Here is a 24825-nt window from a genome sequence, read left to right as displayed (position 1 = left end):
GCTTATTTCCCGGCCAGCTCGCGGTACAGTTCCACGTAGCTGCGCGCCATGCGCTCGGCGGTGAACAGGTCCTGGTACCGCTGGGCGGCGCGGCGGCCCATGGCGGCGGCCAGTTCCGGCTGCTCCCACAAGGTGCGCATCGCGGCGCCGAAGGCCTGCGGGTCGCTCGGCGGCACCACCAGCCCGGTTTCCTGGTCCACGTTGATGTAGGTGGTGCCGGTGCCGATCTCGCTCGATATCATCGGCTTGCCGTACATGGCCGCCTCCAGCAGCGAAATGCCGAACGCCTCCGAACGCAAATGCGACGGGAACGCCATGGCGTAGGACAGCTCCAGCAGCGCCACCTTGTCCTCCTCCTCCAGCGCGCCGACGAACATCACGTGGGTCAGGCCCAGGCGTTCCGCGTGCGATTTCAGCTCCTGCTCCAGCGGCCCGGCGCCGACGATCACCACCGGATAGTCGGTGCCGGCCAGCGCGTCCAGCAGGATGTGCAGACCCTTGTAGTAGCGCAGCATGCCCACGAACAGGAAGAAGCGCTGGCCACAGCGCGCGCGCCATTTGTCCAGCACCGCCTGCGAAGGCTTGGGATAGATCGACTGGTCCAGGCCGTAGGTGATGGTGCGGGTCTTGTGCTTGAAGCGGCCCAGCACCGGCGACGAGGCCAGGTAGTTGGGCGAGGTGGCGACGATCGCGTCCACGCTGCCCAGGAAGCGCCGCTTGAGCGGCGCGTACACCCGCAGCAGCGTTTTCTGGCGCACGATGTCCGAATGGTAGGTAACCACGCTGGGCTTGCCGATTCCCGCCATGAAGTGCGCCAGGTCCATGAAGGGCCACGGGAAGTGGTAATGGATCACGTCGGCGTCGCGCGCCAGCTGCTTGAGCTTGCGGATGGCCGCGAACGACATGCCGTTGGAGGCGATTTCGAAGCTGAGCGGCACGCGGTGCACCGTGTGGCCTTCGATCTCCATCTGCGCGGGGCCACCGTTGCGGGTCAGCGTGAGCACGTCGTTCTTCACGCCCAGGCGCGTGGTGCCCACGCACATCTGGCGGATCACCTGCTCGACGCCGCCCCACGAATCGGGGTAATAGGTCTTGTAGAAATGGAGGACGCGCATAGGTTCAGGATAAGAGGGTGTGGTACACGGCTGCCGTCTTGCGGGCGGTCTCGGCCCAGGTCAGCTCGACGGCGCGCACGCGGCCGGCGGCGACGCAGCGCGCGCGCAGCGCGTCGTCGCGCGCCAGCTCCAGCATGGCCGCGCCGATCTCGGGCACCGACAGCGGATCGACCTCCAGCGCGGCGCCGCGCGTGACTTCCGGCAGCGACGACGTGTTGGAGGCGACCACCGGCACGCCGGACGCGAAAGCCTCCACCACCGGGATGCCGAAGCCCTCGTACAGGGAGGGGAACACGAACACGCCCGCGCCCGCGTACACATGGCGCAGCTGCTCTTCGTGGGTCAGGCGGTCCAGCCAGACGACGTTTTCGCCGTTCTGCACCGCCGCTTTCATTTGCGCCTGCTGTTCCCCGCTGCGCCAGCCCGGCGCGCCCACCACCACCAGCTGGCGCTTGGCGCGCACCACCGGCGGCAGGGCCAGGTAGGCTTCCAGCACGCGCCCCAGGTTCTTGCGCGGCTGCAGCGTGCCGACAAACAGGAAATAGCCCGGCTTCAGGCCGTACTGCGCCTGGGTGGCGGCCACCGCCTCGGGGGCGGGCGCATCCAGCCAGCGCTCGTCGACGCCGTTGTGCACCACGCTGATGCGGCGCGGATCGACGCCAAAACACTGTTCCAGCTCGCGCACGGCGAAGTGCGACACGGCGATCACGTGGTCGGCCTTGCGCGCGGCCTTGCGCTGCAGCCAGTTCTTCAGGCCGCGCAGGCGAGGGCTGCACCATTCGGGGTGCGACAGCGGCAGCGCGTCGTGCAGCGTGGCCACCACCATGCAGTCCATGCGCACGGTGCGGTAGTCGGTGGAGTGGTACAGGTCCACGCTGGGCATGTGCTCGCGCACGGCGCCCGGGGTGGACAGGTCGCGCAGCGTGGTATACGGGAAGGAATGCGGCATGGGGGCGCCCACGCTGAGGGCGGAGGCGCCCTGGCCGAAGGGCGCAAACGACAAGGCCTGCACCGCGCAGCCGGCCGCCGGCAAATGCCGCAGCAGGGCCTGGCTGTAGACGCCTATGCCGTCAAGCCGGCCGCCGGTCAGGACCGGCTCAACAGTGGTGGTGGAAAGGCCAATGCGCAAGACACTCAAGCCTCGTACATCCAGCGCAGCGTTTGCTCCAGCGGCACCGGCACGATCTGTCCCACCACGCCGGCCAGGCGGGTGTTGTCGCCCACCAGGCGCACCACTTCGTTGGCGCGCACAAAGGCGGGGTTCACATGCACGTTGATCTGGTAGCCGGCGATGCGGCCCATCATGTCCAGCGCTTCGCCCAGCGAGTAGCCGGTGCTGGAACAGATGTTGAAGGTTTGCCCGGCCGGCGCCTTGGCCAGCAGCTGGCGGTAGGCCGCCGCCACCATGCGCACGTCCGAGAAGTCGCGCCACACATGCAGGTTGCCCAGTTCGATGTCGGCCGCCTTGCGGCGGAAGTGCGACACGATTTTCGGCAGCAGGAAGTTCTCGTGCTGGCCCACGCCCGTGTAATTGAACGGACGCGTAAGGACGATGGGCAGCTTGTCCATCCATAAGCGGGCCATGTATTCCATGGACAGCTTGGAGACGGCGTAGTCGTTGGCGGGGGCCGGCGCCACGTCTTCGTTCAGCATCGGCAAGTCGGCGTTGCCGTAGATGTTGGCGCTCGAAGCGACCAGCACGGCCGACGGTTTCTTCGCCAGCGCGGCCAGCGCTTCCAGCAGGTTGCGGGTACCCACCACGTTGACGCGGTAAATCTGTTCGATGTCGGCGTGCGCCACGAAAGCGATGGCCGCCAGGTGCACCACCACGTCCGGCTGCACCTGCTGCACCATGGCCGCCACGGCGGCGCGGTCGGTCAGGTCCACCGCCAGCATGTCCTCGGACACGCCGGCATGGCCCGGCACCGTGGTGCCGGTGACGCGGTAGCCGGCCGCGCGCAGTTCGGCCGCCACGTACTGGCCGGTAAAGCCGGCCAGCCCCGTGACGAGCGCGCGCTTGCCTGCGCCTTCCTGCGCGGGCGACAGCAGTTGCAAGGCTTGCACCGGCGCGTTCATCAGAACGAGAAGCCGATCTCGTTGCGGCGCAGGTCGGCGTCCACCATCAGCTGGCACAGCTCTTCCAGCGTGGTTTTCGGCGCCCAGCCCAGTTCCTTGGTGGCCTTGGCCGGATTGCCGATCAGCAGCTCCACTTCGGCAGGACGGTAGAACTTCGGATTGACGCGCACCAGCACTTTGCCGGTCTTGGCGTCGTGGCCGGTTTCCTGCTCCGCTTCGCCCTTCCATTCGATGGCGATGCCGACGGCCTTGAAGGCCATGGTGACGAAGTCGCGCACGGTTTCGGTGCGGTTGGTGGCCAGCACGTAGGTGCCCGGCTCGTCAGCCTGCAGGATGCGCCACATGCCTTCCACGTATTCCTTGGCAAAGCCCCAGTCGCGCTTGGCGTCCATATTGCCCAGTTCCAGCACGTCGAGCTTGCCCAGCTTGATCTTGGCGACCGAGTCGGTGATCTTGCGGGTGACGAACTCGCGGCCGCGCAGCGGCGACTCGTGGTTGAACAGGATGCCGGAGGAGCCGAAGATGCCGTAGGACTCGCGGTAGTTCACGGTCATCCAGTGGGCGTACAGCTTGGCCACGCCGTACGGGCTGCGTGGGTAGAACGGCGTGTCTTCCACTTGCGGGATGGCTTGCACCTTGCCGAACATTTCCGAGGTCGACGCCTGGTAAAAGCGGATCTTCGGGTTGACGATGCGGATAGCTTCCAGCAAGTTGACCGGGCCGATGCCGGTGATTTCCGCCGTGGTGACGGGCTGTTCGAAGGACACGCCGACGAAGCTTTGCGCCGCCAGGTTGTAGACCTCGTCGAAGTCGCCGTTCTGCAGCAGGCGGATGCTCGAGCTCAAGTCGGTCAGGTCGTACTCGACCAGTTTCAAATTGGGGTGATTCTGTATGCCCAGTTCTTCGATGCGCCAGAAATTAACGGAGCTGGTGCGGCGGTAGGTACCGGTGACAACATAGCCCTTGCCCAGCAACAGTTCTGCGAGATAGGCGCCATCCTGGCCGGTAATGCCCGTAACGAGCGCTTTTTTAGTCTTTTGCATGATATTCACGTTTTCCAACAGAACTTTGACAGCCGGTTATTGTAACAGAGACATGCAGCCCGCCCGGTTGGCGCCGGACGGGCTTTACACTACTTACATCTCGTTACAGGGCGATCTCAACCAGTTGGTTTACGCCTTGCGCTGGGCCACCGCGTCCACCACGCACAGCGCCGTCATGTTGACGATGCGGCGCACGGTGGCCGAGGGGGTCAGGATGTGCACCGGCGCGGCGCAGCCCAGCAGGATGGGGCCGACCGCGATGCCGTTGCCGGCCGCCGTTTTCAGCAGGTTGTAGGCGATGTTGGCCGAGTCGATGTTGGGCATCACCAGCAGGTTGGCGTCCGCCGTCAGGGTCGAATCGGGCATGATCTTCTGGCGCAGCTTGGAATCCATGGCGGTGTCGCCATGCATTTCGCCGTCCACTTCCAGCTCCGGCGCCTGTTCCTTGACGATGGCCAGCGCGGCGCGCATCTTCTGCGCCGAGGCGCTGTTGGACGAGCCGAAGTTCGAGTGCGACAGCAGCGCGGCGCGCGGCTGCAGGCCGAAACGCTTCATTTCCTCGGCGGCCATGATGGTGATGGCGGCCAGCTGGTTGGCGTCCGGGTTCTCGTTGACGTGGGTGTCGACGATGGCCAGCTGGCGCTCCGGCAGCACCAGCACGTTCATGGCGGCGTAGACGCAGGCGCCGGGACGCTTGCCCAGCACCTGGTCGATATACTTCAGGTGCAGGTCGGTGGTGCCGAAGGTGCCGCAGATCATGCCGTCGGCGTCGCCCTTCTTGATCATCATGGCGCCGATCAGCGAATGGCGGCGGCGCATTTCCAGCTTGGCGTATTCCTGCGTCACGCCCTGGCGGTTGGCCAGCGCGTAGTAGGCGGTCCAGTAGTCGCGGTAGCGCTCGTCGAAGTCCGGGTTGATGACATCGTAGTCGATGCCCTGGCGCAGGCGCAGGCCGAATTTGTGGATGCGGCTCTCCAGCACGGCCGGACGGCCGACCAGGATAGGACGGGCCAGGCGCTCGTCGACGATGACCTGCACGGCGCGCAGCACGCGCTCTTCCTCGCCTTCGGCGTAGACGATGCGCTTCAGCTCGGCCGGGGTCTGCTTGGCCACCGCGAACAGCGGCTTCATGAAGGTGCCGGAACGGTACACGAACTGCTGCAGGCTGTCGGCGTAGGCTTCCAGGTCCTTGATCGGACGGGTGGCCACGCCGGAGTCGAAGGCCGCCTTGGCCACGGCCGGGGCGATCTTGGTCAGCAGGCGCGGGTCGAACGGCATCGGGATCAGGTATTCCGGACCGAAGGACAGGTTCTGGATGCCGTAGGTGGTGGCCACGATGTCGGACTGCTCGGCGTGCGCCAGCTCGGCGATGGCGTGCACCACGGCAATTTCCATCTCGCGGGTAATCGTGGTGGCGCCGCAATCGAGCGCGCCGCGGAAGATGTAGGGGAAGCACAGCACGTTGTTGACCTGGTTCGGGTAGTCCGAACGGCCGGTGCAGATGATGGCGTCGCCGCGCACCGCTTTCACGTCTTCCGGCAGGATTTCCGGGTTCGGGTTGGCCAGCGCCAGGATCAGCGGGTTGGGCGCCATCTGCTTGACCATGTCCTGCTTGAGCACGCCGCCGGCGGACACGCCCAGGAAGATGTCGGCGTCCGGGATCACTTCGGCCAGGGTGCGGGCCGGGGTGTCGCGCGCGAACCGCTCCTTGTCCGGGTCCATCAGCTCGGTGCGGCCCTTGTAGACCACGCCGGCCAGGTCGGTGACGAAGATGTTTTCCAGCGGGAAGCCGAGGTCGACGATCAGGTCCAGGCAGGCCAGCGCGGCCGCGCCGGCGCCGGACACCACCAGTTTGCATTCCTTGATGTCCTTGCCCACCAGCTGGATGCCGTTCAGCAGCGCCGCGCCGACGATGATGGCGGTGCCGTGCTGGTCGTCATGGAACACCGGGATCTTCATGCGGTCGCGCAGCTGGCGCTCGATGGTGAAGCACTCGGGCGCCTTGATGTCTTCCAGGTTTACGCCGCCGAAGGTCGGCTCCAGCGAGGCGATGATGTCGCACAGCTTGTCCGGGTCCGATTCGTTGATCTCGATGTCGAACACGTCGATGCCGGCGAACTTCTTGAACAGCACGCCCTTGCCTTCCATCACCGGCTTGGCGGCCAGCGGGCCGATATTGCCCAGGCCCAACACGGCGGTGCCGTTGGTGATGACGGCGACCAGGTTGCCGCGCGCGGTGTACTTGTAGGAATTAGCGGGATCCGCGACGATTTCTTCGCAGGGGGCAGCCACGCCGGGAGAGTAAGCGAGCGCGAGGTCGCGCTGGTTGGTCAACTGCTTGGTGGGGGTTACACTGATTTTGCCGGGTTTGGGGCACTCGTGGTATTCGAGCGCGGCCAGGCGCAGTTGTTGTCTCAATTCCTCTTTTTTATCAGATGACGAATCCATGCTCTTGCTGCCTTCCTGTTTGTCTATCGGGAAAGCTTCCGATTCTATCAGACCAATTCTTTCAGTCAGCTAGGTATTTTCACGAATCCGGCAGAATAACTATCGGCCTTATCAATTTTATCAATTCTTTCTATGGCACATCCGCCTTTCGGAGCGCAACTATTGCGCCAGGATCAGGATAGTTGAATGAAAGGCTTTAGTTCTCCTAGACAATGTAGCTTTCACGTAATAGACTGGCCTTACTGACATGCTTTGCCATTTTTGAAAGAAGGGCGCGCGATGAGCTACCAGTTCTGGCACAACAGCTTCCGACTCTCCAGTCTAGCCTTTCCCGTTGCCACGGTGATGCTGTGCTTTGCCGAACCCGGCACTGCGCAATCGGCGCTGCTGGCGGCGGCGGCCATCGTCTCGACCGGCATCTGGGGCTACAGTTCCAGCCGCCACAAGCGCCAGGCGGCGCTGGAGGACGAACTGGCCGAGGGCGGCAACGCCTAGTACGCTAGTACAATGGCGGCATGCTCTCCGAATTCGACCTCATCGCAGAATACTTCAAGCGCCCCCGCCCGCTGCGCGCCACGCTCGGCATAGGCGACGACTGCGCCCTGCTGACGCCCGGCGCCGGCATGCAGACCGCCATTTCCTCCGATATGCTGGTGGAGGGCCGCCATTTCTTCGCCGGCGCCGACCCGTACCAGCTGGGCCATAAAAGCCTGGCCGTCAACCTGTCCGACCTGGCCGCCATGGGCGCGCGCCCCGTCGCCTTCACCCTGGCGCTGGCGCTGCCGTCGGCCGACCGCGGCTGGCTGGCGGGCTTTTCGGCCGGCCTGTTCGCGCTGGCCGACGCCCACGGCTGCGAACTGGTGGGCGGCGACACCACCAAGGGGCCGCTCAACATCTGCATCACCATCTTCGGCGAACTGGCGCCGGGCGAGGCGCTGCGGCGCGACGCCGCCAGGCCCGGCGACGATATCTGGATCTCCGGCACGCTGGGCGACGCGCGCCTGGCGCTGGCGGCCTGCCTGAACGAGCCGGGCGCGGGGGCGCAGCTGGCGCAGGCGGCAGGCGGCGCGGACGGGGCGGCGCGCTTCGCGGCGGCGTCGGCCCGGCTGCACGCGCCCACGCCGCGCGTGGCGCTGGGGCGCCTGCTGGCCCAGCAGCGCATCGCGCACGCGGCCATCGATATTTCGGACGGACTGGTGGGCGACGTCGGGCACATCCTGAAGCTGTCCGGCGTGGGCGCGGTGCTGGACGTGGACGCGCTGCCGGCCGGCCCGGTGCTGGCCGGCTGCGCGCAGGACTGGCGGCGCGCGTACACGGCGGCCGGCGGCGACGACTACGAGTTGTGCTTCACCGCGCCTGCCGAAGCGCGCGGGGCGGTGCTGGCGGCCGGCGCGCAAAGCGGCACGGCGGTCACGCGGGTGGGTCGCATCGAAGCCGAAGCCGGCCTGCGCCTGGTCGATGTGCACGGCGCGCCGCTGGCCCTCAAGCTGCACGGCTTCGACCACTTTGGCTGAACGCTGGCGGGTCACGCCAGCGACGTATGGTCCTCGCCCGGCTCGCCCACGCGGCGCCCGGTGCCGTGCATCAGCCAGTAGTGGTGGAAGGCCAGCCGGATATTGTCCCGCAGCTGGATATCGTCCCAGGGCTTGGTGTAGAAGCGGTAGATCGCACCCCGGTTGATCGAATCGAGCACCGCCTCCAAGCCCGTATAGCCGGACAGGATAATCCGTATCGTGTCCGGATACATCTCCTTGACCTTGCTGAGGAACTCGGTGCCGCTCATGATGGGCATGCGCTGGTCGCACACGATCACCTGCACCGGGTACAGCGCCAGCAGCTCGAAGCCTTCGGCCGGCGTGGCAGCGGTCAGGATGCGGTAGCCGTCGCGCCGGAACAGCCGGTGCAGCGAGGACAGCACATTGACGTCGTCGTCCACGATCAGCAGGGTTTGCGGCGGCTCGGCAGCCTGGTTCGGGTCCGGCGGCAGGCTGCGCCCGCCCTCGACCAGCTGGCCCATCTCGTCGGCCGGCAGCGGGCGGCTGAAGAAATAGCCCTGGATCTCGTCGCAGCGGTTGCGGCGCAGGTATTCCAGCTGCGGCCGCGTCTCCACGCCCTCGGCGATCACCCGCAGCTTCAGGCTGTGCGCCATGCTGATGATGGCCAGCGCGATCGCCGCGTCGTTCGGGTTGGTGGTGATGTCGCGCACGAAGGCGATGTCGATTTTCAGCTTGTCGATCGGGAAGCGCTGCAGATAGGCCAGCGAGGAATAGCCGGTGCCGAAATCGTCGATCGAGCACTTCACGCCCAGCTCCTTGAGCCGTCCCAGCACGCCGATGGTGCGCTCGGCGTTGGACATCAGCGCGGTCTCGGTCAGCTCCAGCTCAAGCAGCTCGGGCGGCACCTTGTGGCGCTCCAGCGCGGCCTTGACCTCGCCTTCCAGGTCGCCCTCGACGAACTGGCGGCTCGACACGTTCACCGCCACCGTCACCGGTCCCACCATGGAGCGGCCCCAGGCGGCGATCTGGCGGCAGGCCGCGTCGATGATCCAGGCGCCGACCCGCACGATCAGCCCCGTGTCCTCCAGCACCGGCACGAATTCGGCCGGGAACACCATGCCGTAGTTGGGCCGCTGCCAGCGCAGCAGCGCCTCGGCGCCGCTGATGCGGCCGGTGGTCAGGTTGACCTTGGGCTGGTAGTACAGCAGCAGTTCGTTCTCGTCGAGCGCGCGGCGCAGCGCCAGTTCCAGGTCCAGCCGCGCCAGCACCTGCACGTTCATGCCGGCGGTGAAGAAGCGGTAGCCGTCGCGGCCGGCCTGCTTGGCGCGCTCCATGGCGGTGTCGGCGTACTTGACCAGGGTTTCGGGGTCGGTGGCGTCGTCCGGGTACATGGCGATGCCGATCGAGGCCGTCAGCGCGGCCGGGTGGCCCTCCAGGTCGAACGGCGCGCGCAGCGCCTCGCGCACCTCGTTGGCCACCAGCACCGCGTCCTGCTGGTTGCGCGTCATGGTCAGGATCAGTGCGAACTCGTCGCCGCCCAGGCGGCCCACGGTGTCGCGGATGCGCACGCACTGCACCAGCCGGTTGCTGAACTGGCGCAGCAGCTCGTCGCCGGCCGCCGGACCCAGCGAATCGTTGATGTTCTTGAAGCGGTCCAGCGCGATGAACAGCACCACGATGCGCCATTCCTTGTCCTGCGCCAGCTCGATGGCCTCGGCCAGGGTCTGGAAGAACAGCGTGCGGTTGGGCAGGCCGGTCAGGCTGTCGTAGTGCGCCATGTGCAGCAGGCGCTCCTCGGCCAGGCGGCGTTCGCTGATGTCGCGCGCCACGCAAATCAGGGTCGGCTGCACGCCCGCCGGATGCGGCCCGGCCTGGTCGAAGCCGCCGCCCTGCTGCAGCTGCCAGTACAGTTCCACCGGCACCGCCGCCAGGTCCTGGCGCGTCAGCTCGGTCTCCAGCAGCTCGGGCGCGCGCGCCGTCCCCACGGTGGTCAAGGCTGCGTTGCAATGGACCTGCAGGCTGTCGCGCGCACCCAGTCCGATGCGTTCGGGCTCCAGCGCCAGCAGCTGCGGGCGGGCGTAGCCCAGCATGCGGCAAGCGCCGTCGTTCACGTCCACCAGCGCCAGCGTGGCGGTGTCGATCAGGAAGATGGCGTCGGCGGTGGCGTCCATCGCGCTGCGGAAGCGCTGCAGCTCGGCGGTGCGCTCGCGCACGGTCTGCTCCAGCAAGGCGCTGTAGTTCTTCGATTCGCGGTGCATCAGCCGCACTTCCAGCATATTGCGGATGCGCGTGAGCACTTCCACCGGGTCGAAGGGCTTGCTGACGAAATCGCGCGCGCCGGCCTCCAGCGCGGCCAGCTTGTGGTCCGGCTGCGCCGTCACCACCAGCACCGGCAGGTAGGCATCGGCCTCCAGCGGCTTGAGCGCGTTCATCACGTCGAAGCCGCTCATGCCGGGCATGTGCAGGTCGAGGATGATCAGGTCGTAGGTGTGCTGCTCGTGCCACGGCGCCACCACGCGCGGGTCGGTGGTGGAGCTGACCGCGGTGTAGCCGGTGGTGGTGAGCAGGTACTCCAGCAGCTGCACGTTGACGGCCTGGTCGTCGACGATCAGGATCTTCGCGTTGAGGATGTCGGCCTGGGTAATCATGACATTTCCTTGCTGGCTTTGCGGTCGGTGCGTTCGGCTACATAGGCCAGCGTGCTGTTGATGGCCTCCGTGAACTCATCGATGTTGATCGGCTTGATGAGGTAACGGAAGAATCCTGCCGCAACGCCCTTTTCTATGTCGCGCGGCATGGCGTTGGCGGTCAGCGCGATGACCGGAATGTGCTGGGTGCGGCTGTCGCTGCGCAGCACACGGATGGCGTCCAGGCCGCTCATGCCGGGCAGGTTGATGTCCATCAGGATGACGTCCGGCTGGTGCGCGCGCGCCAGTTCGATGCCGAGGTGGGCGTCGGGCGCCGGCAGCAGGCGCAGGTCGGGCCGGAAGCTGATGATCTCCTCCACCAGTTTCAGGTTGGCCGGATTGTCCTCGACATACAGGATCACGGCCGGCGCGTCCGGGGCGCGCCCGCCGGCGCTGTCGACCAGCGCGCGCGCCGTTTCGCTGTCGACCAGCGAAGGCAGCGGCTCGGTGGCGCGCAGCTCGATCCAGAACAGGCTGCCCACGCCCGGACTGCTGGAGGCGCCGATCACCCCGCCCATCAGCTCGACCAGGCGCTTGGTGACCACCAGGCCGATGCCGGTGCCCTCCTCCGGCCCGCTCTCCTGTCCCAGGCGGTTGAAAGGCTGGAACAGCATGGCCACCTGCTCCGGTTTCAGGCCGATGCCGGTGTCCTGCACCGACAGGCGCAGCAGGCCCGGCCCGCTGCTGCTGCAGTCGAGCACCACCGCGCCGCCCTCGCGGTTGTACTTGATGGCGTTGGACAGCAAATTGAGCAGCACCTGCTTGAGGCGGGTGCGGTCGGCGCCCACGGTGGCCTGGCAACTGTCCGGGAACAGCATGCGGATGCCGCGCGCGGCCGCCAGCGGCTCGGTCATGCTCTGCACCTCCTGCAGCATCTCCTGCAGCGCCACCGGCTCCATCGACAGCGCCACCGCGCCCGATTCGATCTTGGCCAGGTCGAGGATCTCGTTGATCAAGGTCAGCAGGTGGCGGCCGGACTTCAGGATATGGCCGGCGAACTCCTTCTTCTGCACCAGGGTGGAGGGCAGCTTGTCGGAAGTGAGGATCTGGGCGAAGCCGAGGATGGCGTTGAGCGGCGTGCGCAGTTCGTGGCTCATGGACGACAGGAAGGCCGACTTGGCCTGGTTGGCGCTCTTGGCCTCTTCCATCGCCATGGCCAGTTCGCCGTTGGTGGCCTCCAGCTGCAAGGTGCGCTCGTGCACGCGCTGCTCCAGTTCCTCGTTCAGCCGCATCACTTCCTGCTGCGCCAGCGTGCGCTGCTCGGCCTCGCGCGCCAGTTCGCCGTTCGACTGCGCCAGTTCGCGCTGGCGGATTTCCACTTCGCTCAGCATGGAGTTGAACGACTCCACCAGCTGCGCCACCTCGTCCTCGCTGGTGGGCGCGGCGCGGCGCGAATAGTCGCCGGTCTGCACCACCTCGCGCGCCACGTCGCGGATGTCGAGGATGGGGCGGGTGATGATGTAGTCGGTGCGGCGCATGATCAGGTAGGCGATGCCCATGGCCGGCAGCATCACCAGCAGCGCGATGCCCACGTAGTCGGCCAGGCGGCCCACCATTTCGTACTCGGCGCGCAAATAGACCGTGCCCACCAGCTCGCCGTTGTCGACGATGCGCTTGAACAGCGTCAGCTTGCCGTCTTCAAAGCGCATGGCGTCGGCCTCGGCCTGCTGCGGGAAGTGGTCGTCCTGGCCGGGCGCCACGTAGCTGGCGAACAGCTTGCCCTTGGCGTTGTAGATGGCGCCGGCGTTGATCTTGGGGCGCAGCCGCAGCAGCGACAGGGTCTGCTTGGCCAGCGCGCGGTCGTCGAACGCCAGCGCGGCGCTGCTCATGTGGCCGATCAGCTCGGACTGCGTGCTCATGTCGCCGCTCACGCTCTGGTGGTAGGCGCGCAGGTCGTAGGCCACGATCATGGCCAGCGACACCAGCAGCGCCACCAGCGTGGTCAGCATGACTACGCCCAGCAGCTTCTGGCGCAGGGAACGCATGCGCCGCATATGCCCGCCCTTCATGTGCCCCCCTTCCATGCGCTGGTCCGTCATGTCGCCCCTCCCGGCACCACCCGGTACGCCGCCGACAGCATGCGCGCGCTGATGCGGATGCGGGCGGCGGCGGCCGGCTTGAGCGCGACATCGAAGCGCAGCCGCTCGTCGGCCAGCACGAAATTGATGATGCTGCCCAGCGCGTGCGCTTCCTCGCTGTCGGACACGGTGAGCATGGGCTGGCTGCGGATGGCGGCCAGCAGCTCCTGCAGGCTGGCCCTGTCAAGCGCGCCGATGAACAGGATGTGCAGGTGGCCGGGCGGCTCGCCCTTCCTGAGTTTTTTTATCTGCAAGGGGTGGCCGTTGGCGCTGTGGCCGGCCGCGCTGCGCTCAAGCTGGTCGGCCAGCGCGTCGGCGCCCATCACGCCGATCAGCAGCGGGCTGTCGGGGCGCACGAAACTGCCCTCGGGCCATTCGACGAAGCCGGCAAACTTGACCAGGTAGGCGGCCTTGACCTGGCGTTCCAGGCTATTGTCCTGGGCGGCGGCGGGCCGTGGCGCCGCCTGCAGCAGCAACAGCAGGAACATGAGGGGCACGGCAAGCTGCGGCGCGAGCCGGCGGACGAACCGCGCCAGGACCAGCGGCAGACGCAGCAGTCGCGGCAAGCTTGCAAGCTGCATGTCTCCCCTCCCTTTAACTTAGAAACCAAGTAGATTCAGGCCAATCGAGTGTACGCATTTTTGCCCTTGCTGAGCATAATTTTTTGACCGTGCGCAAAGCGCGGCGGGCTAGAATGTGTCCATTAAATAACTGTACGCAATGCAAGAGGAGTACGCAAATGGACAACACGGCAACGGAACAGGCAAGCCAGGCGCTGGAAGGACCGGACGGGCCGCAGCGCCTGGCCGCCGACGTGGGCGCAGCGCTGCACAGCCGCGGCCTGCGGCTGTGCACTGCCGAGTCCTGCACCGGCGGCGGCGCGGCGCAGGCGGTGACGGAAATTGCCGGCTCCAGCGGCTGGTTCGAGCGCGGATTCGTCACCTATTCCAACGAATCCAAGACCGGCATGCTGGGCGTGCCGGCCGGCCTGATCGCGCAGCACGGCGCCGTCAGCGAGGAAGTGGCGGCGGCGATGGCGGTGGGCGCGCTGGCCCACAGCGCGGCCCAGGTGGCGCTGTCGACCACCGGCATCGCCGGCCCGGGCGGCGCGGTGGCCGGCAAGCCGGTGGGCACGGTGTGCTTCGGCTGGGCCGGGCCGGGCTGGGTGCGCACCGAGCGGCTGGTGTTCGGCGGCGACCGGCGCGCCGTGCGCGAGCAGGCCGTGGCGCATTCGCTGCAAGGGCTGCTGCGCTTTTTGGTATAGTGCGTGCCGGGCAGGCCCACTAATCAGAGACATATTTCACGAGAGCGCGATGCAGAACACCGTACATTTCATCCTGCAGGGCAAAGGCGGCATAGGCAAGACCCTGGTGTCGACCATCCTGGCGCAATGGCTGGCGGCCAAGGACGAAACCCCGCTGCGCTGCTACGACACCGACCAGGAAAACGCCACCTTCTCGCGCTACAAGGCGATGGACGTGAAGCACGTGCCGGTGATGACGGACGCGCGCACCATCGACCCCAAGCGCTTCGACGCGCTGATGATCGACATCCTGGAGGAAGACGGCAACTGCGTGATCGACAACGGCGCCAACACCTTCTCGCCGCTGGTGGCCTACCTGATCGAAAACGACTGCTTCGCGCTGCTGCAGGAGTCGGGCCGCAAGGTCTACATCCACACCATCGTCGGCGGCGGCGACACGCTGCACGACACCGCGATGGGCTTTTTGTCCACGGCAAAATCGACCTCGGTGCCGCTGGTGCTGTGGGAGAACGAACACTTCGGCCAGCTGGTGTCGGCCTCCGGCAAGTCCTTCATCGAATCGCAGACCTACGCCGACAACGCCGCGCGCGTGGTGGGCCGCGTGGTGCTCACGCAACGCAACGCCGACACCTTCGGCGCCGACATCAAGAAGATGAACACGGCGCGCCTGACGGCCGACGAAGTGAAAGCCAGCGACAAATTCAACGTAATGGAAAAGCAGCGCATCAAGGTGGTGTTCCGCGACCTGTTCGAGCAGCTCGACAAAGTCAGCTGGTAAGAGGACGGCGCCATGGACCAGCACAAGCTGCGCAGCCTCGTGTTTGAAAAAACCGGCGTCAAGGTCGATATCGACGATCCCATCTTCGCGCTGGTGGCGCTGAACGAAGCGGTGCTGGCCGAATCGGTGGAGCGCCACATCGCGCGCATCGACGCCGCCTCGCAGGAGCTGGCCGAGCAGGCGCGCGCCGCCGGCGGCCTGGCGCCGGCCCGCGCCCCGGCCAGCCCGGCCGCCCCCGCCACCGCCGGCTACGCGCCCGCCCCGGCCGCGCCGGTGCAAGCCATCGCCACCCAGTCGCCGCTGCTGACGCCGCGCGAACTGCGCCTGCTGGCCGCCGCCGCCGGCATCTCGCTGCTGACCGCGTTGCTGGTGACCGGCGTGCAGGCGCTGTTCAGCAAGCCTGCGGCGGCGCCCCAGTTGACCGTGCAGCAAGCGGCGGCGCTGGCCCAGGCCGAGAAGCTGACCCGCGCCATCGACAAGCTGGACGCCAAGGCCCGCGAGCAGATCCAGGCTGAACTGCAAAAGTAAGCGCCCGCCGTAATGTGCTAACATGTGAACACCTATTCATATGTTGACTTATGTGCACCCCACCCGAATCCGACGCGTCCATCGCCCAGCTGGCTGACCTGTTCCACCTGCTGGGCGATCCGACGCGGCTGCGCATCGTGCTCGCCTGCGTGGCGGCGCCGGTGGCCGTGGGCGACATCGCCGCCGCGCTGCAATTGAGCAGTTCGCTCGTCAGCCACCATTTGCGCCTGCTGCGCGCCGCCCGCATCGTCAAATCCGAGCGCCTGGGCAAGCAGGTCTTCTACGCCGCCGCCGATGCCCACATCAGCGGCGTGCTCCACGATATGCTCGAGCATATCGCCGAACCCGGATAAGCCATGCCACACGACCACGACCACCAGCACGAACCGCAGCGCGCCGGCCACCGCCGCGCGCACGAGCACCAGCATGGCCACCAACATGCCCACGATGACGAGCACGACCATGAGCATGGACACCAGCATGACCACGGCCGCAACCATGACCATGATCACGGCCACGGTCACGGCCATGGCGGCCATCACCACCACCATGGCGACCCGAACAGCCAGGGCCGCGCGTTCGCCATCGCCATTGCGCTGAACACGGTTTTTGTCGCCATCGAATTCGGCTACGGCTTCGTCGCCAACTCCACTGCGCTGATGGCCGACGCCGGCCACAACCTGTCCGACGTGCTGGGCCTGATGCTGGCCTGGGGCGCCGCCATCCTGGCCAGGCGCGCGCCCAACCAGCGCTACACCTACGGCCTGCGCAGCAGCTCCATGCTGGCCGCGCTGTTCAACGCCATGCTGCTGATGGCCGCCTGCGGCGCCATCGCCTGGGAAGCGGTGCAGCAGCTGATGAACCCCACCCCGGTGCACGGGCTGACGGTGTCGGTGGTGGCGGCGGTGGGCATCGCCGTCAACGGCTTCTCGGCCTGGCTGTTCATGGCCGGCGCCAAGGACGACATCAACATCCGCGGCGCCTACCTGCACCTGGCGGCCGACGCCGCCATCTCGCTGGGCGTGCTGCTGGCTGGCCTGGCCGTGCTGTGGACCGGCTGGACCTGGCTCGACCCGCTGGTCAGCATCGCCATCGTGGTCATCATCATGGTGAGCACCTGGGCGCTGCTGCGCGAAGCGCTGAAGCTGGTGCTGGCGGCGGTGCCGGAATCGGTGGACGCGCCCGAAGTGGAGCGCTTCCTGCGCGCCCGGCCCGGCGTGAACGAGGTGCACGACCTGCACATCTGGGCCATGAGCACCACCGAAACGGCGCTCACCGCCCACCTGGTGATGCCGGGCGGGCACCCCGGCGACGAGGCGCTCGACGAGATCGCCGCGCGCCTGAAGGCCGACTTCGCGGTGCACCACTGCACGCTGCAGGTGGAGATGGGCACAACCGACCACGCCTGCTGCCTGCAGGCGCCCTGAGCGCGGCCGGCCGCTACTGGTCGGCCAGTCCCGAGAACAGCGCCGTGCTCAGGTAGCGCTCGCCGAACGACGGGATGATGGTGACGATCAGCTTGCCCGCGTTCTCGGGCCGCTGCGCCACCTGGATCGCGGCCCACAGCGCCGCGCCCGACGAAATGCCCACCATCAGCCCTTCCTGCGACGCCGCCGCCCGCGCGGTGGCGAAGGCATCCTCGTTCTTCACCCGTATCACTTCCTTGTACACCTGGGTGTTCAGCACGGCCGGCACGAAGCCGGCGCCGATGCCCTGGATCGGGTGCGCCCCCTTGGGGCCGCCCGACAGCACCGGCGACGCGTCCGGCTCCACGGCAATGCACTGGAACTCCGGCTTGCGCGCCTTGATCACTTCGCCCACCCCGGTGATGGTGCCGCCGGTGCCCACGCCGGCCACCAGGATGTCGGCGCGGCCGTCGGTGTCGCGCCAGATTTCCTCGGCGGTGGTGCGGCGGTGCACCTCCGGGTTGGCCGGGTTGTTGAACTGCTGCAGGATCAGGTAGCGCGGGTCCGACTCGGCCAGCTGCTCGGCGCGGCGGATCGCGCCCAGCATGCCCTCGCTGCCCGGCGTCAGTATCAGCTCGGCGCCATAGGCGCGCAGCAGCATGCGGCGTTCGCGGCTCATGGTGTCGGGCATGGTCAGCGCGCAGCGGTAGCCGCGCGCGGCGCACACCATGGCCAGCGCAATGCCGGTATTGCCGCTGGTAGGCTCAAGGATGATGGAATCGGGGCGGATCTGGCCGGCCGCTTCGGCGGCCTGGATCATGGACAGGCCGATGCGGTCTTTCACGCTGTGCGCGGGACTGTAAAACTCTAGCTTGGCAAGGATTTGCGCCGGTGCGCCGGCGGCCATCCGGTTGATGCGAACCAGCGGCGTGTTGCCGATCAGTTCAGTGACATCGTTGGCAATATTCATGGCGTAGGCTCCGCTCGAGTGGCTGGAAGCTTCAGTCTACGCCGAATTCGAGGCCGCGCACCACGCCGGGCGCGGCCTGGCAGGACTTATTTCACGTCCAGCAGTTCCACTTCAAAGGTCAGTGCCGAGTTCGGCGGAATCTCGCCGGCCGAACGCGGGCCGTAAGCCAGTTCCGCCGGGATGATGAGGATGCGCTTGCCGCCCACCTTCATGCCCTGCACGCCCTGGTCCCAGCCCTTGATGACCTGGCCCTTGCCCAGCGTAAACTCGAGCGGCTCGCGGCCGATGGAACTGTCGAACTTCTTGCCGCGCTGGTTCTTGGCCAGCGGGCGGTACAGCCAGCCCGTGTAGTTGACGCGCACCAGGTGGCCGGCGGTGGCTTCCTTGCCGGCGCCGACTTTGACGTCGTTGACGATCAGCGAATCGGCGGCTGGGCCGGGCTGGGCCGAGCCGACCACGACCGGCGCCGGCGCGGGCGCATCAGCGGCGGCAGCGGTGGCGGGCGCTTGGCCGGCGGCCTGCGCCAGGGTGGCGGTGGCGATGCTGGCAAGCAGGAATGCGAACAAAACAGAACGACGGGCCATAATGTATTCTTTCGTTGAGGTTTCAAGCGACGCACATGATAACAAATCAGCCATCCGATGCAATTATTCAACAGACCGGCCACAAGCTTTTTTTCGCGTTGTGGCCGGATGAGGACACGCGCGCCGCGCTGGCGCGGCTGCAGCCGCTGGCGCCGGGACGGGCCATCGCCCCGGCCAAGCTGCACCTGACGCTGGCGTTCCTGGGGCAACAGCCGGCCGCGGCGATGGCGCCGCTGCTGTCGATACTGGACGGGCTGGCGGTGCCGGAGCTGCGGCTGCGGGTGGACATGCTGGGCTACTTCCAGCGTCCGCGGATTGCCTGGGCCGGCATGTCGGCGCCGCCGCCGGCGCTGTCCGCGCTGCAGGCCGACCTGATGGGGCGGCTGGAAGCGGCCGGCTTTACCGCCGCCACGCACGGCGACTTCAAACCCCACATCACGCTGGCGCGCGAAGCAAAAAGCGCCCCGCCGGACGCGCAATTCGAACCGGTGCCGTGGCACGCCACCGGCGTGGCGCTGGTCGAATCCTTCCCCAACGGCAGCTACATGGCCATTGCCGCAAAACATGCTCAAGTAAATCAATAACTTACGCAAGCGAGCTCAGCCGCATTTACCCCCACTTCGGGGTCTGACCCCGAAGTGGGGGTAAATGCGGCTCAGGCTGCTTGGCTGGGCTTTGCCTGGCTGGGCTGGGCTGGGCTGGGCTAGGTTAGGCTGGGCTAGGCTGGGCTGGGGGATGTTGGTTCAGGCTGCAGCCGGGGCGGGGGGCGGGGTGACCTGGGCGGCGAGCTTGTTCAGGACGTGGCCGGCGGCGACCATGCCGAAGGTGGCGGTGACCACCATCGCGGAGCCGTAGCCGGCGCAGTTCAGGCCGGTGACCGCCCGCTCGTCGCCGTCGATCGAGCACGCTTCGCCGGTGTTGGGCGCCTGCAGCGGCTCCATCGAGAACACGGCGTCGATGTTGTACTTGTTCTTCATGCCCGGCGGGAAGCCGTAGTTGCTGCGCAGCCGGCGCCGCACTTTCTTGAGCAGCGGCTCCTGCTCGGTCTTGGACAGGTCGCGCACTTCGATCTTGGCCGGGTCGGTCTTGCCGCCGGCGCTGCCGATCACGATCAGCGGGATCTTGTGGCGGTGGCAGTGGGCCACCAGCGCGGTCTTGGCCTTGGCGCTGTCGATGGCGTCAACCACGTAGTCGTAGCGGCCCACGCCGACCATCTGCTCCAGGTTGTCCGGCTCGATGAAGTCCTCGATCTGCGTCACGTCGCAGTAGGGGTTGATCTGCGCGATGCGCTCGGCCAGCGCGTGGATCTTGGCCTGGCCGAGCGTGCCGGTCAGGGCCTGGATCTGGCGGTTGATGTTCGATTCGGCCACGTTGTCGAGGTCGATCAGGGTCAGGCGCCCGATGGCGCTGCGGGCCAGCGCCTCGACGATCCAGGAGCCGACGCCGCCGACGCCGATCACGCAGACGTGGGCGTTGCGGAAGCGTTCCAGCGCGGGCTGGCCGTACAGGCGGCCAACGCCGCCGAAGCGGCGCTCGTAGTCCACTTCGGGGTTGGGGGGGGAAATTAGGTCGGTCATCCCGTCATTCTAACGGACGCGGGCGGCAAGGATTTATTCTAGAATGGCTGACTATCCATAGCCAAACCGACGAGCCCCTCCATGAGCAATTCCCTGATCGACACGGCGCCCGACTTCAGCCAGCCCATCGCCGTCCTGAAACACTGCCACGACCGCATCCGCCAGCAGCTCGCCACCCTGCGCAAGCTGCTGGCCCACCTGCCGCAGCACGGCGCCGACCAGCAGGCGCGCCAGGCGGCGCAGGCGGTGCTGAAATATTTCAGCAACGCGGCCCATTTGCACCACGAGGACGAGGAGCGCAACCTGCTGCCCATGCTGGACGCCACCGCGCGCGGCGACGATGCCGCCGTGCTGCGCGACATGATGCCGCGCCTCCTTGCGCAGCACCAGCAAATGGATGGGGATTGGCTTATAATTAAAGCACAACTTGACAAAATTGCCACAGGGACAGATACCGCCCTGTCCGCTCCAGCGGTGGAGAAATTCGTCGCCGACTACACGGCCCACATGGAGCAGGAAGAACAGCACATCGCGCCGATGGCCAAGCGCATCTTCAGCCCGGTGCAGATGCAGCAACTGGGCGATGCCATGCAGGCGCGGCGGGGCATCGCGCCGGCAGCGGCGCCGGCCCCAGCCACCGCCGCCGGCGTCGACATCGCCGACTTGCGGCTCGATTACGGCCGCGCCAGCCTGGACGAGGCCGACACGCTGGACCACCCGGTGGACCAGTTCGCCAAGTGGTTCGACGAAGCCATGACGGCCGAAGTTTTCGAGGCCAACGCCATGAGCGTGGCCACCGTGGGCGCGGACGGCAAGCCCAGCTCGCGCGTCGTGCTGATCAAGCAATACGACGCGCGCGGCTTCACGTGGTACACCAATTACGAGAGCCAGAAAGGCCAGCAGTTAGCGCAGAACCCGCATGCGGCCCTGCTGTTTTTCTGGCGCGAGCTGGAACGCCAGGTGCGCATCGAGGGCCGCGTGGAAAAGACCTCGGCCGAGGACAGCGATACGTACTTCTACAGCCGTCCCGTGAAGAGCCAGCTGGCGGCGGTGGCCTCGCATCAGAGCGAACGCATTGCCAGCCGGGCCGAGATGGAAGCGAATTTTGCGGCCGTGGAAGCGGCCAGCGGCGGCCAGCCGCAGCGCCCGCCGCACTGGGGCGGCTACCGCCTGGTGCCGGAGCGGGTCGAATTCTGGCAGGGCCGCCGCTCGCGCTTCCATGACCGCATCGTGTTTACGCTGCAAGCGGACGGCAGCTGGAAGAAGGAGCGCTTGCAGCCCTGATTTTTTAGGGAGGCAACCGTGTTCGCGCAAAACCGACTCAGCGCCTGGATGGCGGGGGTGCAGCACCAGACCGCCATGCCGCTGCGCATAGAACTGTGGAACGGCCAGCAGTTCGACTTTTCCCCTGAGCCGCCGCGCGTGACGATACGCCTGCCGCGCGCATCCGCCGCGCGCTACCTACTCACGCCGTCCCTGTCCAACCTCGGTTCGGCCTACGTGGAGGGCCTGATCGAGGTGCGCGGCGCGGCGCGCGACATGATCGCCGTGGTGAACGCGCTGGCGCGCTCCACCCTCAAGGAGCAAGGGCGCTTCGCCCGCATCGCGCGCAATTTTACGCATGACCGCAAGAAGGACGCCGAGGCGATCCGCTACCACTACGACGTCTCCAACGAGTTCTACCAGCAGTTCCTGGACCCGGCCATGGTGTATTCCTGCGCCTACTTCGAGCGCGGCGACGAGGACCTGGCGGCCGCGCAGATCAAGAAAATCGACCATATCCTGGCCAAGATCCGGCTGCAGCCGGGGCAGACGCTGCTCGACATCGGCTGCGGCTGGGGCGCGCTGGTGATACGCGCGGCGCAGCGCCACGGTGCGCGCTGCGTCGGCATCACGCTGTCGCAGAACCAGTTCGAGCTGGCGCGCGAGCGGGTGCGCGAGGCGGGGCTGGAACAGCTGGTGGAAATCCGCCTGCAGGATTACCGCGACGTGCGCGGCAGCTTCGACCGCATCACCAGCGTGGGCATGTTCGAGCACGTGGGCCTGAAGTATTTGCCGGCCTATTTCAGCGCCATCAATGCCCTGCTGGCGGAGGACGGCGTGGCCATGAACCATGGCATCACCAGCACCGACGCGGAGGGCGGCGAGACGCCATACGGCGGCGGCGAATTCATCGACAAGTATGTGTTCCCGCACGGGGAGCTGGTGCACCTCGGGCAGGTGCTCAAGGCCATGCAGCAAGGCGGGCTGGAGGCGTACGACGTGGAGAACCTGCGCCGCCACTACGCGCGCACCTGTTCGATCTGGACCGACAATTTCGAGGCCAACGCGGAGCGCATCAGGACGCTGGCCGGCGAGAAGCGCTTCCGCATCTGGCATGTGTATCTGGCGGGCTGCGTGTACGGCTTCGAACAGGATCTGCTCAGCTTGTACCAGATCGTGTGCGGCAAGGCCGGGCGCAATCCGCGCGTGCTGCCCTGGTCGCGCGGCTATATGTACCAGGCCGGGGCATCTCAAGCCAGGGCGTCGCCGAGGGCTGAGTAGAGCTGCTGCAGCGCCGCTTCCATGGCGGGGATGCTGGCGCTGTCGGCGGCGGCGATGGCGCGCGCGGCGCCGAAGTTCATCAGCACGCCTTTGAGGTTGTGCACGGCGCGCGCGGCGCGCTCCCTGTCCTGCGCGGCCTGCGCGTCCGCCACTTCGCGCCAGAGCTGCGGGCCGTCCAGCAGGAACAGCGCGGCCAGTTCGCGCAGCAAGTCCTGGTCGCCATCGAGCCGCTGCAGTGCGGCCTGCCAGTCCAGCACCGGCAGGCCGCCGGGAGCACCGTCCGCCTCCCGCCGGGCCAGGGCGGGCGCCGCGCAGCCGGCCAGGGCGTCCCGCAGGCGCGCCAGGCTGATGGGCTTGGACAGGTAGCCGTCCATGCCCGCTTCCAGGCAGCGCTCGCGGTCGCCGGCCATGGCGCGCGCGGTCATGGCGATGATGGGCAGCCGCCGCGCCGCCGCCGCGCCGGGTGCGCCGCCCTGCCCTGCGCCTTGATCTCTGCCCTGCTCCCAGAGGCGGATGTGGCGCGTGGCCGCCAGGCCATCCAGACCGGGCATCTGCACGTCCATCAGCACGGCGTCATAGCGCACGCTGGTGGCGTATTCCAGCGCCGCGACGCCGCTGTCGACCAGCGTGGCGCGGTGGCCCAGTTTTTCCAGCAGGCGCAGCGCCAGGCGCTGGTTGACCGGGTTGTCCTCCGCCAGCAGCACGCGCAGGCTGCCGGCGCGCGCCTCGGCCGGCGCCCCGGGACTGCCGGCGGCGGCCGGATCGCGGCGGCGGTCCTGGCCGCTGCGCATGTCGGCGTGGCGCGGCGTCGCCGGGCCCGGCGACGCGGCCGCCACATCGCCCTCCGCCAGCACCAGCCCGCGCGCGGCAGGCGGCTGCAGCGCGGGCAGCGGCGCGGCCACGGCCAGGCCGGTGTGCCGCAGCGGCACCGTGAAGCTGAAGGTGCTGCCCGCCCCCGGCTCGCTGGCCACGCCGATCTGCCCCTGCATCAGGATCACCAGCCGGCGGCAGATGGTCAGCCCCAGCCCGGTGCCGCCGTATTCGCGCGTGGTGGAGCCGTCCACCTGCGCGAACGCCTCGAAGATCAGCTTCTGCTTTTCCAGCGGGATGCCGATGCCGGTGTCGCGCACCGAAAACGTGACGTCGCAGCGCTCGTCGTCCTCGCGCCCCAGCGCCACCGCCACCGTGACGCCGCCCTGGCCGGTGAACTTGATGGCGTTGCCGATCAGGTTGATCAGCACCTGCCGCAGCCGCCCCGGGTCGCCCTTCACGTTGCGCGGCAGGGAGGCCGGCAGTTCGCAGCGCAGCGCCAGCCCTTTCTGCCGCGCGCGCAGCGCCATCACGCGCACGCTGTCCTCCACCATCTGGCGCAGGTCGAACGGCACGTCCTCCAGGTCGAGCTTGCCGGCCTCGATCTTGGAGAAGTCCAGGATGTCGTTGACGATGGCCAGCAAGGCGTCGGCCGAGGCCTTCACCAGGCCGATGTCGGCGCGCTGCTCGGGCGTGAGGTCCGATTCGAGCACCAGTTCCGTCATGCCGAGAATGCCGTTCATCGGCGTGCGCACTTCGTGGCTCATATTGGCCAGGAACTCGCTCTTGGCGCGGCTGGCCGTTTCGGCCGATTCCACCGCGCGCTGCATGGCGTCGCGCGCGGCGCGCTGTTCGCTGATGTCGATGAAGTAGCCCAGCATATAGCTGCGCCCGCCGCTGTTGATGACGCTGCGGCTGACCAGCACGTCGCGCGGCGGATCAAAGCTCATCAGGCGCCGCTCGCTGGTCACCATGCGGCCGCTGCGCCAGGCCAGGCTGTCCTCGGCGCGCGTGGCCTCGGCCCAGCGCGGGGAGGCGAAGTGCTCGATGGTGCGCCCCAGGATTTCTTCGCGCGTGCGCTGCGTGAATTCCTCGAAGCGCTTGTTAAAGCGCAGGAAATGCCCTTCGCGGTCCTTCAGGAACACGGGGATGGGCAGCTGGTCCAGGATCTGTTCGGTGAGCTCCTGCCGGTGGCGCGCGTCCGCCTCCGTCTCACGCTGCGGCGGCAGGCCGGGACCGGGGCCGGGGTCGGCGCGCTCGCCCTCCACCAGCAGGGCCAGCAAGCCGTTGGCCAGCGTGGTTTCGCCGATGGCGCGCAGGTCCGCCAGGCGCTGCCGCATTTCCGCGTCGTCCTGCGCGCCCAGCGCGCGCTGCACCAGGTTGAGCAGGCGGGCGTACTGCATGGCGGCGCCGCGCGGCTG

General features: G+C 67.4%; 22 protein-coding genes. 10 read left to right on the top strand and 12 right to left on the bottom strand.

Annotated elements, in window-relative coordinates; translation table 11 throughout:
* Window positions 1–2 precede the first annotated feature (2 nt).
* From ASD15_RS01755 to ASD15_RS01735, 5 genes are all read right to left on the bottom strand, one after another.
* Window positions 3–1115 (bottom strand): glycosyltransferase family 4 protein, encoded by a 1113-nt coding sequence (locus ASD15_RS01755; RefSeq protein ID WP_057153025.1) that lies wholly within the window; start codon window positions 1113–1115, stop codon window positions 3–5.
* Window positions 1116–1119: 4 nt separating this feature from the next.
* The gene (locus ASD15_RS01750) at window positions 1120–2244 is read right to left on the bottom strand and encodes a glycosyltransferase family 1 protein (RefSeq protein WP_307188264.1); all 1125 of its coding nucleotides are present in this window, start codon (window positions 2242–2244) and stop codon (window positions 1120–1122) included.
* A gap of 5 nt (window positions 2245–2249) precedes the next feature.
* Window positions 2250–3191, bottom strand: a complete 942-nt coding sequence (locus ASD15_RS01745) for an NAD-dependent epimerase/dehydratase family protein (RefSeq protein ID WP_057153023.1) — start codon at window positions 3189–3191, stop codon at window positions 2250–2252.
* On the bottom strand, window positions 3191–4234 hold the full coding sequence (gene gmd, locus ASD15_RS01740; protein ID WP_057153633.1) for a GDP-mannose 4,6-dehydratase: 1044 nt from the start codon (window positions 4232–4234) through the stop codon (window positions 3191–3193). The genes ASD15_RS01745 and gmd overlap by 1 nt, the downstream gene beginning before the upstream one ends.
* A gap of 129 nt (window positions 4235–4363) precedes the next feature.
* Entirely contained in the window at window positions 4364–6682 is a 2319-nt protein-coding gene (locus tag ASD15_RS01735; protein ID WP_057153022.1) for an NADP-dependent malic enzyme, read from the bottom strand.
* A 279-nt stretch (window positions 6683–6961) separates the two neighbouring features.
* Here ASD15_RS01735 and ASD15_RS01730 point away from each other — a divergent pair, with 279 nt between their 5' ends.
* Together ASD15_RS01730 and thiL are read left to right on the top strand one after the other, a co-directional pair.
* Window positions 6962–7177: a hypothetical protein gene (locus ASD15_RS01730; protein ID WP_057153021.1), complete on the top strand. Its 216-nt coding sequence runs from the start codon at window positions 6962–6964 to the stop codon at window positions 7175–7177.
* A 20-nt stretch (window positions 7178–7197) separates the two neighbouring features.
* Window positions 7198–8196, top strand: coding sequence for a thiamine-phosphate kinase (gene thiL / locus ASD15_RS01725; protein WP_057153020.1), 999 nt, complete (start codon window positions 7198–7200; stop codon window positions 8194–8196).
* A gap of 11 nt (window positions 8197–8207) precedes the next feature.
* Here thiL and ASD15_RS01720 read toward each other — a convergent pair whose 3' ends face one another.
* Genes ASD15_RS01720 through ASD15_RS01710 form a run of 3 tightly spaced genes read right to left on the bottom strand, consistent with a single transcriptional unit; the run spans window position 8208 to window position 13524 of the window.
* Window positions 8208–10826 (bottom strand): EAL domain-containing protein, encoded by a 2619-nt coding sequence (locus tag ASD15_RS01720; protein ID WP_057153019.1) that lies wholly within the window; start codon window positions 10824–10826, stop codon window positions 8208–8210.
* Window positions 10823–12904 carry an ATP-binding protein gene (locus ASD15_RS01715; RefSeq protein ID WP_229418019.1) on the bottom strand — a complete coding sequence of 694 codons (2082 nt, stop codon included), beginning with the start codon at window positions 12902–12904 and terminating at the stop codon, window positions 10823–10825. The genes ASD15_RS01720 and ASD15_RS01715 overlap by 4 nt, the downstream gene beginning before the upstream one ends.
* Entirely contained in the window at window positions 12901–13524 is a 624-nt protein-coding gene (locus ASD15_RS01710) for a YfiR family protein (RefSeq protein WP_057153018.1), read from the bottom strand. Before ASD15_RS01710 ends, ASD15_RS01715 begins: the two co-directional genes overlap by 4 nt.
* 158 nt (window positions 13525–13682) lie before the next feature.
* On the opposite strand from ASD15_RS01710, the gene ASD15_RS01705 reads away from it, so the two are divergent.
* From ASD15_RS01705 to ASD15_RS01685, 5 genes are read left to right on the top strand one after another with little or no spacing between them, the layout of a single operon-like run.
* On the top strand, window positions 13683–14207 hold the full coding sequence (locus ASD15_RS01705; protein WP_082551484.1) for a CinA family protein: 525 nt from the start codon (window positions 13683–13685) through the stop codon (window positions 14205–14207).
* 49 nt (window positions 14208–14256) lie between these two features.
* On the top strand, window positions 14257–14985 hold the full coding sequence (locus ASD15_RS01700) for a hypothetical protein (RefSeq protein ID WP_057153017.1): 729 nt from the start codon (window positions 14257–14259) through the stop codon (window positions 14983–14985).
* 12 nt (window positions 14986–14997) lie between these two features.
* Window positions 14998–15513, top strand: a complete 516-nt coding sequence (locus ASD15_RS01695) for a hypothetical protein (protein WP_057153016.1) — start codon at window positions 14998–15000, stop codon at window positions 15511–15513.
* 50 nt (window positions 15514–15563) lie between these two features.
* The gene (locus ASD15_RS01690) at window positions 15564–15866 is read left to right on the top strand and encodes a helix-turn-helix transcriptional regulator (protein ID WP_057153014.1); all 303 of its coding nucleotides are present in this window, start codon (window positions 15564–15566) and stop codon (window positions 15864–15866) included.
* Window positions 15867–15869: 3 nt separating this feature from the next.
* The gene (locus ASD15_RS01685) at window positions 15870–16940 is read left to right on the top strand and encodes a cation diffusion facilitator family transporter (RefSeq protein WP_057153012.1); all 1071 of its coding nucleotides are present in this window, start codon (window positions 15870–15872) and stop codon (window positions 16938–16940) included.
* 13 nt (window positions 16941–16953) lie between these two features.
* Here ASD15_RS01685 and cysK read toward each other — a convergent pair whose 3' ends face one another.
* On the bottom strand, window positions 16954–17889 hold the full coding sequence (cysK, locus tag ASD15_RS01680) for a cysteine synthase A (RefSeq protein ID WP_057153010.1): 936 nt from the start codon (window positions 17887–17889) through the stop codon (window positions 16954–16956).
* Window positions 17890–17975: 86 nt separating this feature from the next.
* Window positions 17976–18473, bottom strand: a complete 498-nt coding sequence (locus tag ASD15_RS01675) for an FKBP-type peptidyl-prolyl cis-trans isomerase (protein ID WP_057153008.1) — start codon at window positions 18471–18473, stop codon at window positions 17976–17978.
* A gap of 35 nt (window positions 18474–18508) precedes the next feature.
* On the opposite strand from ASD15_RS01675, the gene thpR reads away from it, so the two are divergent.
* The gene (thpR, locus tag ASD15_RS01670; RefSeq protein ID WP_082551483.1) at window positions 18509–19057 is read left to right on the top strand and encodes an RNA 2',3'-cyclic phosphodiesterase; all 549 of its coding nucleotides are present in this window, start codon (window positions 18509–18511) and stop codon (window positions 19055–19057) included.
* 159 nt (window positions 19058–19216) lie between these two features.
* On the opposite strand, the gene tcdA is transcribed toward thpR, so the two are convergent.
* On the bottom strand, window positions 19217–20050 hold the full coding sequence (gene tcdA / locus ASD15_RS01665; RefSeq protein WP_057153004.1) for a tRNA cyclic N6-threonylcarbamoyladenosine(37) synthase TcdA: 834 nt from the start codon (window positions 20048–20050) through the stop codon (window positions 19217–19219).
* Between the two features lie 81 nt (window positions 20051–20131).
* Between tcdA and pdxH the strand changes: the two genes are divergently transcribed.
* Window positions 20132–21334 carry a pyridoxamine 5'-phosphate oxidase gene (gene pdxH / locus ASD15_RS31485; protein ID WP_082551482.1) on the top strand — a complete coding sequence of 401 codons (1203 nt, stop codon included), beginning with the start codon at window positions 20132–20134 and terminating at the stop codon, window positions 21332–21334.
* Between the two features lie 18 nt (window positions 21335–21352).
* Window positions 21353–22594: a cyclopropane-fatty-acyl-phospholipid synthase family protein gene (locus tag ASD15_RS01655; RefSeq protein WP_057153002.1), complete on the top strand. Its 1242-nt coding sequence runs from the start codon at window positions 21353–21355 to the stop codon at window positions 22592–22594.
* Here ASD15_RS01655 and ASD15_RS01650 read toward each other — a convergent pair.
* Window positions 22564–24807 (bottom strand): PAS domain-containing hybrid sensor histidine kinase/response regulator, encoded by a 2244-nt coding sequence (locus ASD15_RS01650; RefSeq protein WP_057153000.1) that lies wholly within the window; start codon window positions 24805–24807, stop codon window positions 22564–22566. The two genes, ASD15_RS01655 and ASD15_RS01650, sit on opposite strands and share 31 nt — an antisense overlap.
* Window positions 24808–24825 lie beyond the last annotated feature (18 nt).

It is taken from the genome of Massilia sp. Root351, from assembly GCF_001425045.1.
Classification (GTDB): domain Bacteria; phylum Pseudomonadota; class Gammaproteobacteria; order Burkholderiales; family Burkholderiaceae_D; genus Rugamonas.
This window is presented reverse-complemented; position numbering and strand designations above follow the sequence as displayed.

Coding starts and splice junctions, on each gene's coding strand:
- pdxH (WP_082551482.1), top strand. CDS start 20,132: ATGAGCAATTCCCTGATCGACACGGCGCCCGACTTCAGCCAGCCCATC.
- cysK (WP_057153010.1), bottom strand. CDS start 17,889: ATGAATATTGCCAACGATGTCACTGAACTGATCGGCAACACGCCGCTG.
- ASD15_RS01650 (WP_057153000.1), bottom strand. CDS start 24,807: ATGCAGTACGCCCGCCTGCTCAACCTGGTGCAGCGCGCGCTGGGCGCG.
- ASD15_RS01705 (WP_082551484.1), top strand. CDS start 13,683: ATGGACAACACGGCAACGGAACAGGCAAGCCAGGCGCTGGAAGGACCG.
- thiL (WP_057153020.1), top strand. CDS start 7,198: ATGCTCTCCGAATTCGACCTCATCGCAGAATACTTCAAGCGCCCCCGC.
- ASD15_RS01755 (WP_057153025.1), bottom strand. CDS start 1,115: ATGCGCGTCCTCCATTTCTACAAGACCTATTACCCCGATTCGTGGGGC.
- ASD15_RS01745 (WP_057153023.1), bottom strand. CDS start 3,191: ATGAACGCGCCGGTGCAAGCCTTGCAACTGCTGTCGCCCGCGCAGGAA.
- ASD15_RS01715 (WP_229418019.1), bottom strand. CDS start 12,904: ATGACGGACCAGCGCATGGAAGGGGGGCACATGAAGGGCGGGCATATG.
- ASD15_RS01685 (WP_057153012.1), top strand. CDS start 15,870: ATGCCACACGACCACGACCACCAGCACGAACCGCAGCGCGCCGGCCAC.
- thpR (WP_082551483.1), top strand. CDS start 18,509: ATGATAACAAATCAGCCATCCGATGCAATTATTCAACAGACCGGCCAC.
- ASD15_RS01690 (WP_057153014.1), top strand. CDS start 15,564: ATGTGCACCCCACCCGAATCCGACGCGTCCATCGCCCAGCTGGCTGAC.
- ASD15_RS01730 (WP_057153021.1), top strand. CDS start 6,962: ATGAGCTACCAGTTCTGGCACAACAGCTTCCGACTCTCCAGTCTAGCC.
- ASD15_RS01735 (WP_057153022.1), bottom strand. CDS start 6,682: ATGGATTCGTCATCTGATAAAAAAGAGGAATTGAGACAACAACTGCGC.
- gmd (WP_057153633.1), bottom strand. CDS start 4,234: ATGCAAAAGACTAAAAAAGCGCTCGTTACGGGCATTACCGGCCAGGAT.
- ASD15_RS01695 (WP_057153016.1), top strand. CDS start 14,998: ATGGACCAGCACAAGCTGCGCAGCCTCGTGTTTGAAAAAACCGGCGTC.
- tcdA (WP_057153004.1), bottom strand. CDS start 20,050: ATGACCGACCTAATTTCCCCCCCCAACCCCGAAGTGGACTACGAGCGC.
- ASD15_RS01720 (WP_057153019.1), bottom strand. CDS start 10,826: ATGATTACCCAGGCCGACATCCTCAACGCGAAGATCCTGATCGTCGAC.
- ASD15_RS01700 (WP_057153017.1), top strand. CDS start 14,257: ATGCAGAACACCGTACATTTCATCCTGCAGGGCAAAGGCGGCATAGGC.
- ASD15_RS01675 (WP_057153008.1), bottom strand. CDS start 18,473: ATGGCCCGTCGTTCTGTTTTGTTCGCATTCCTGCTTGCCAGCATCGCC.
- ASD15_RS01710 (WP_057153018.1), bottom strand. CDS start 13,524: ATGCAGCTTGCAAGCTTGCCGCGACTGCTGCGTCTGCCGCTGGTCCTG.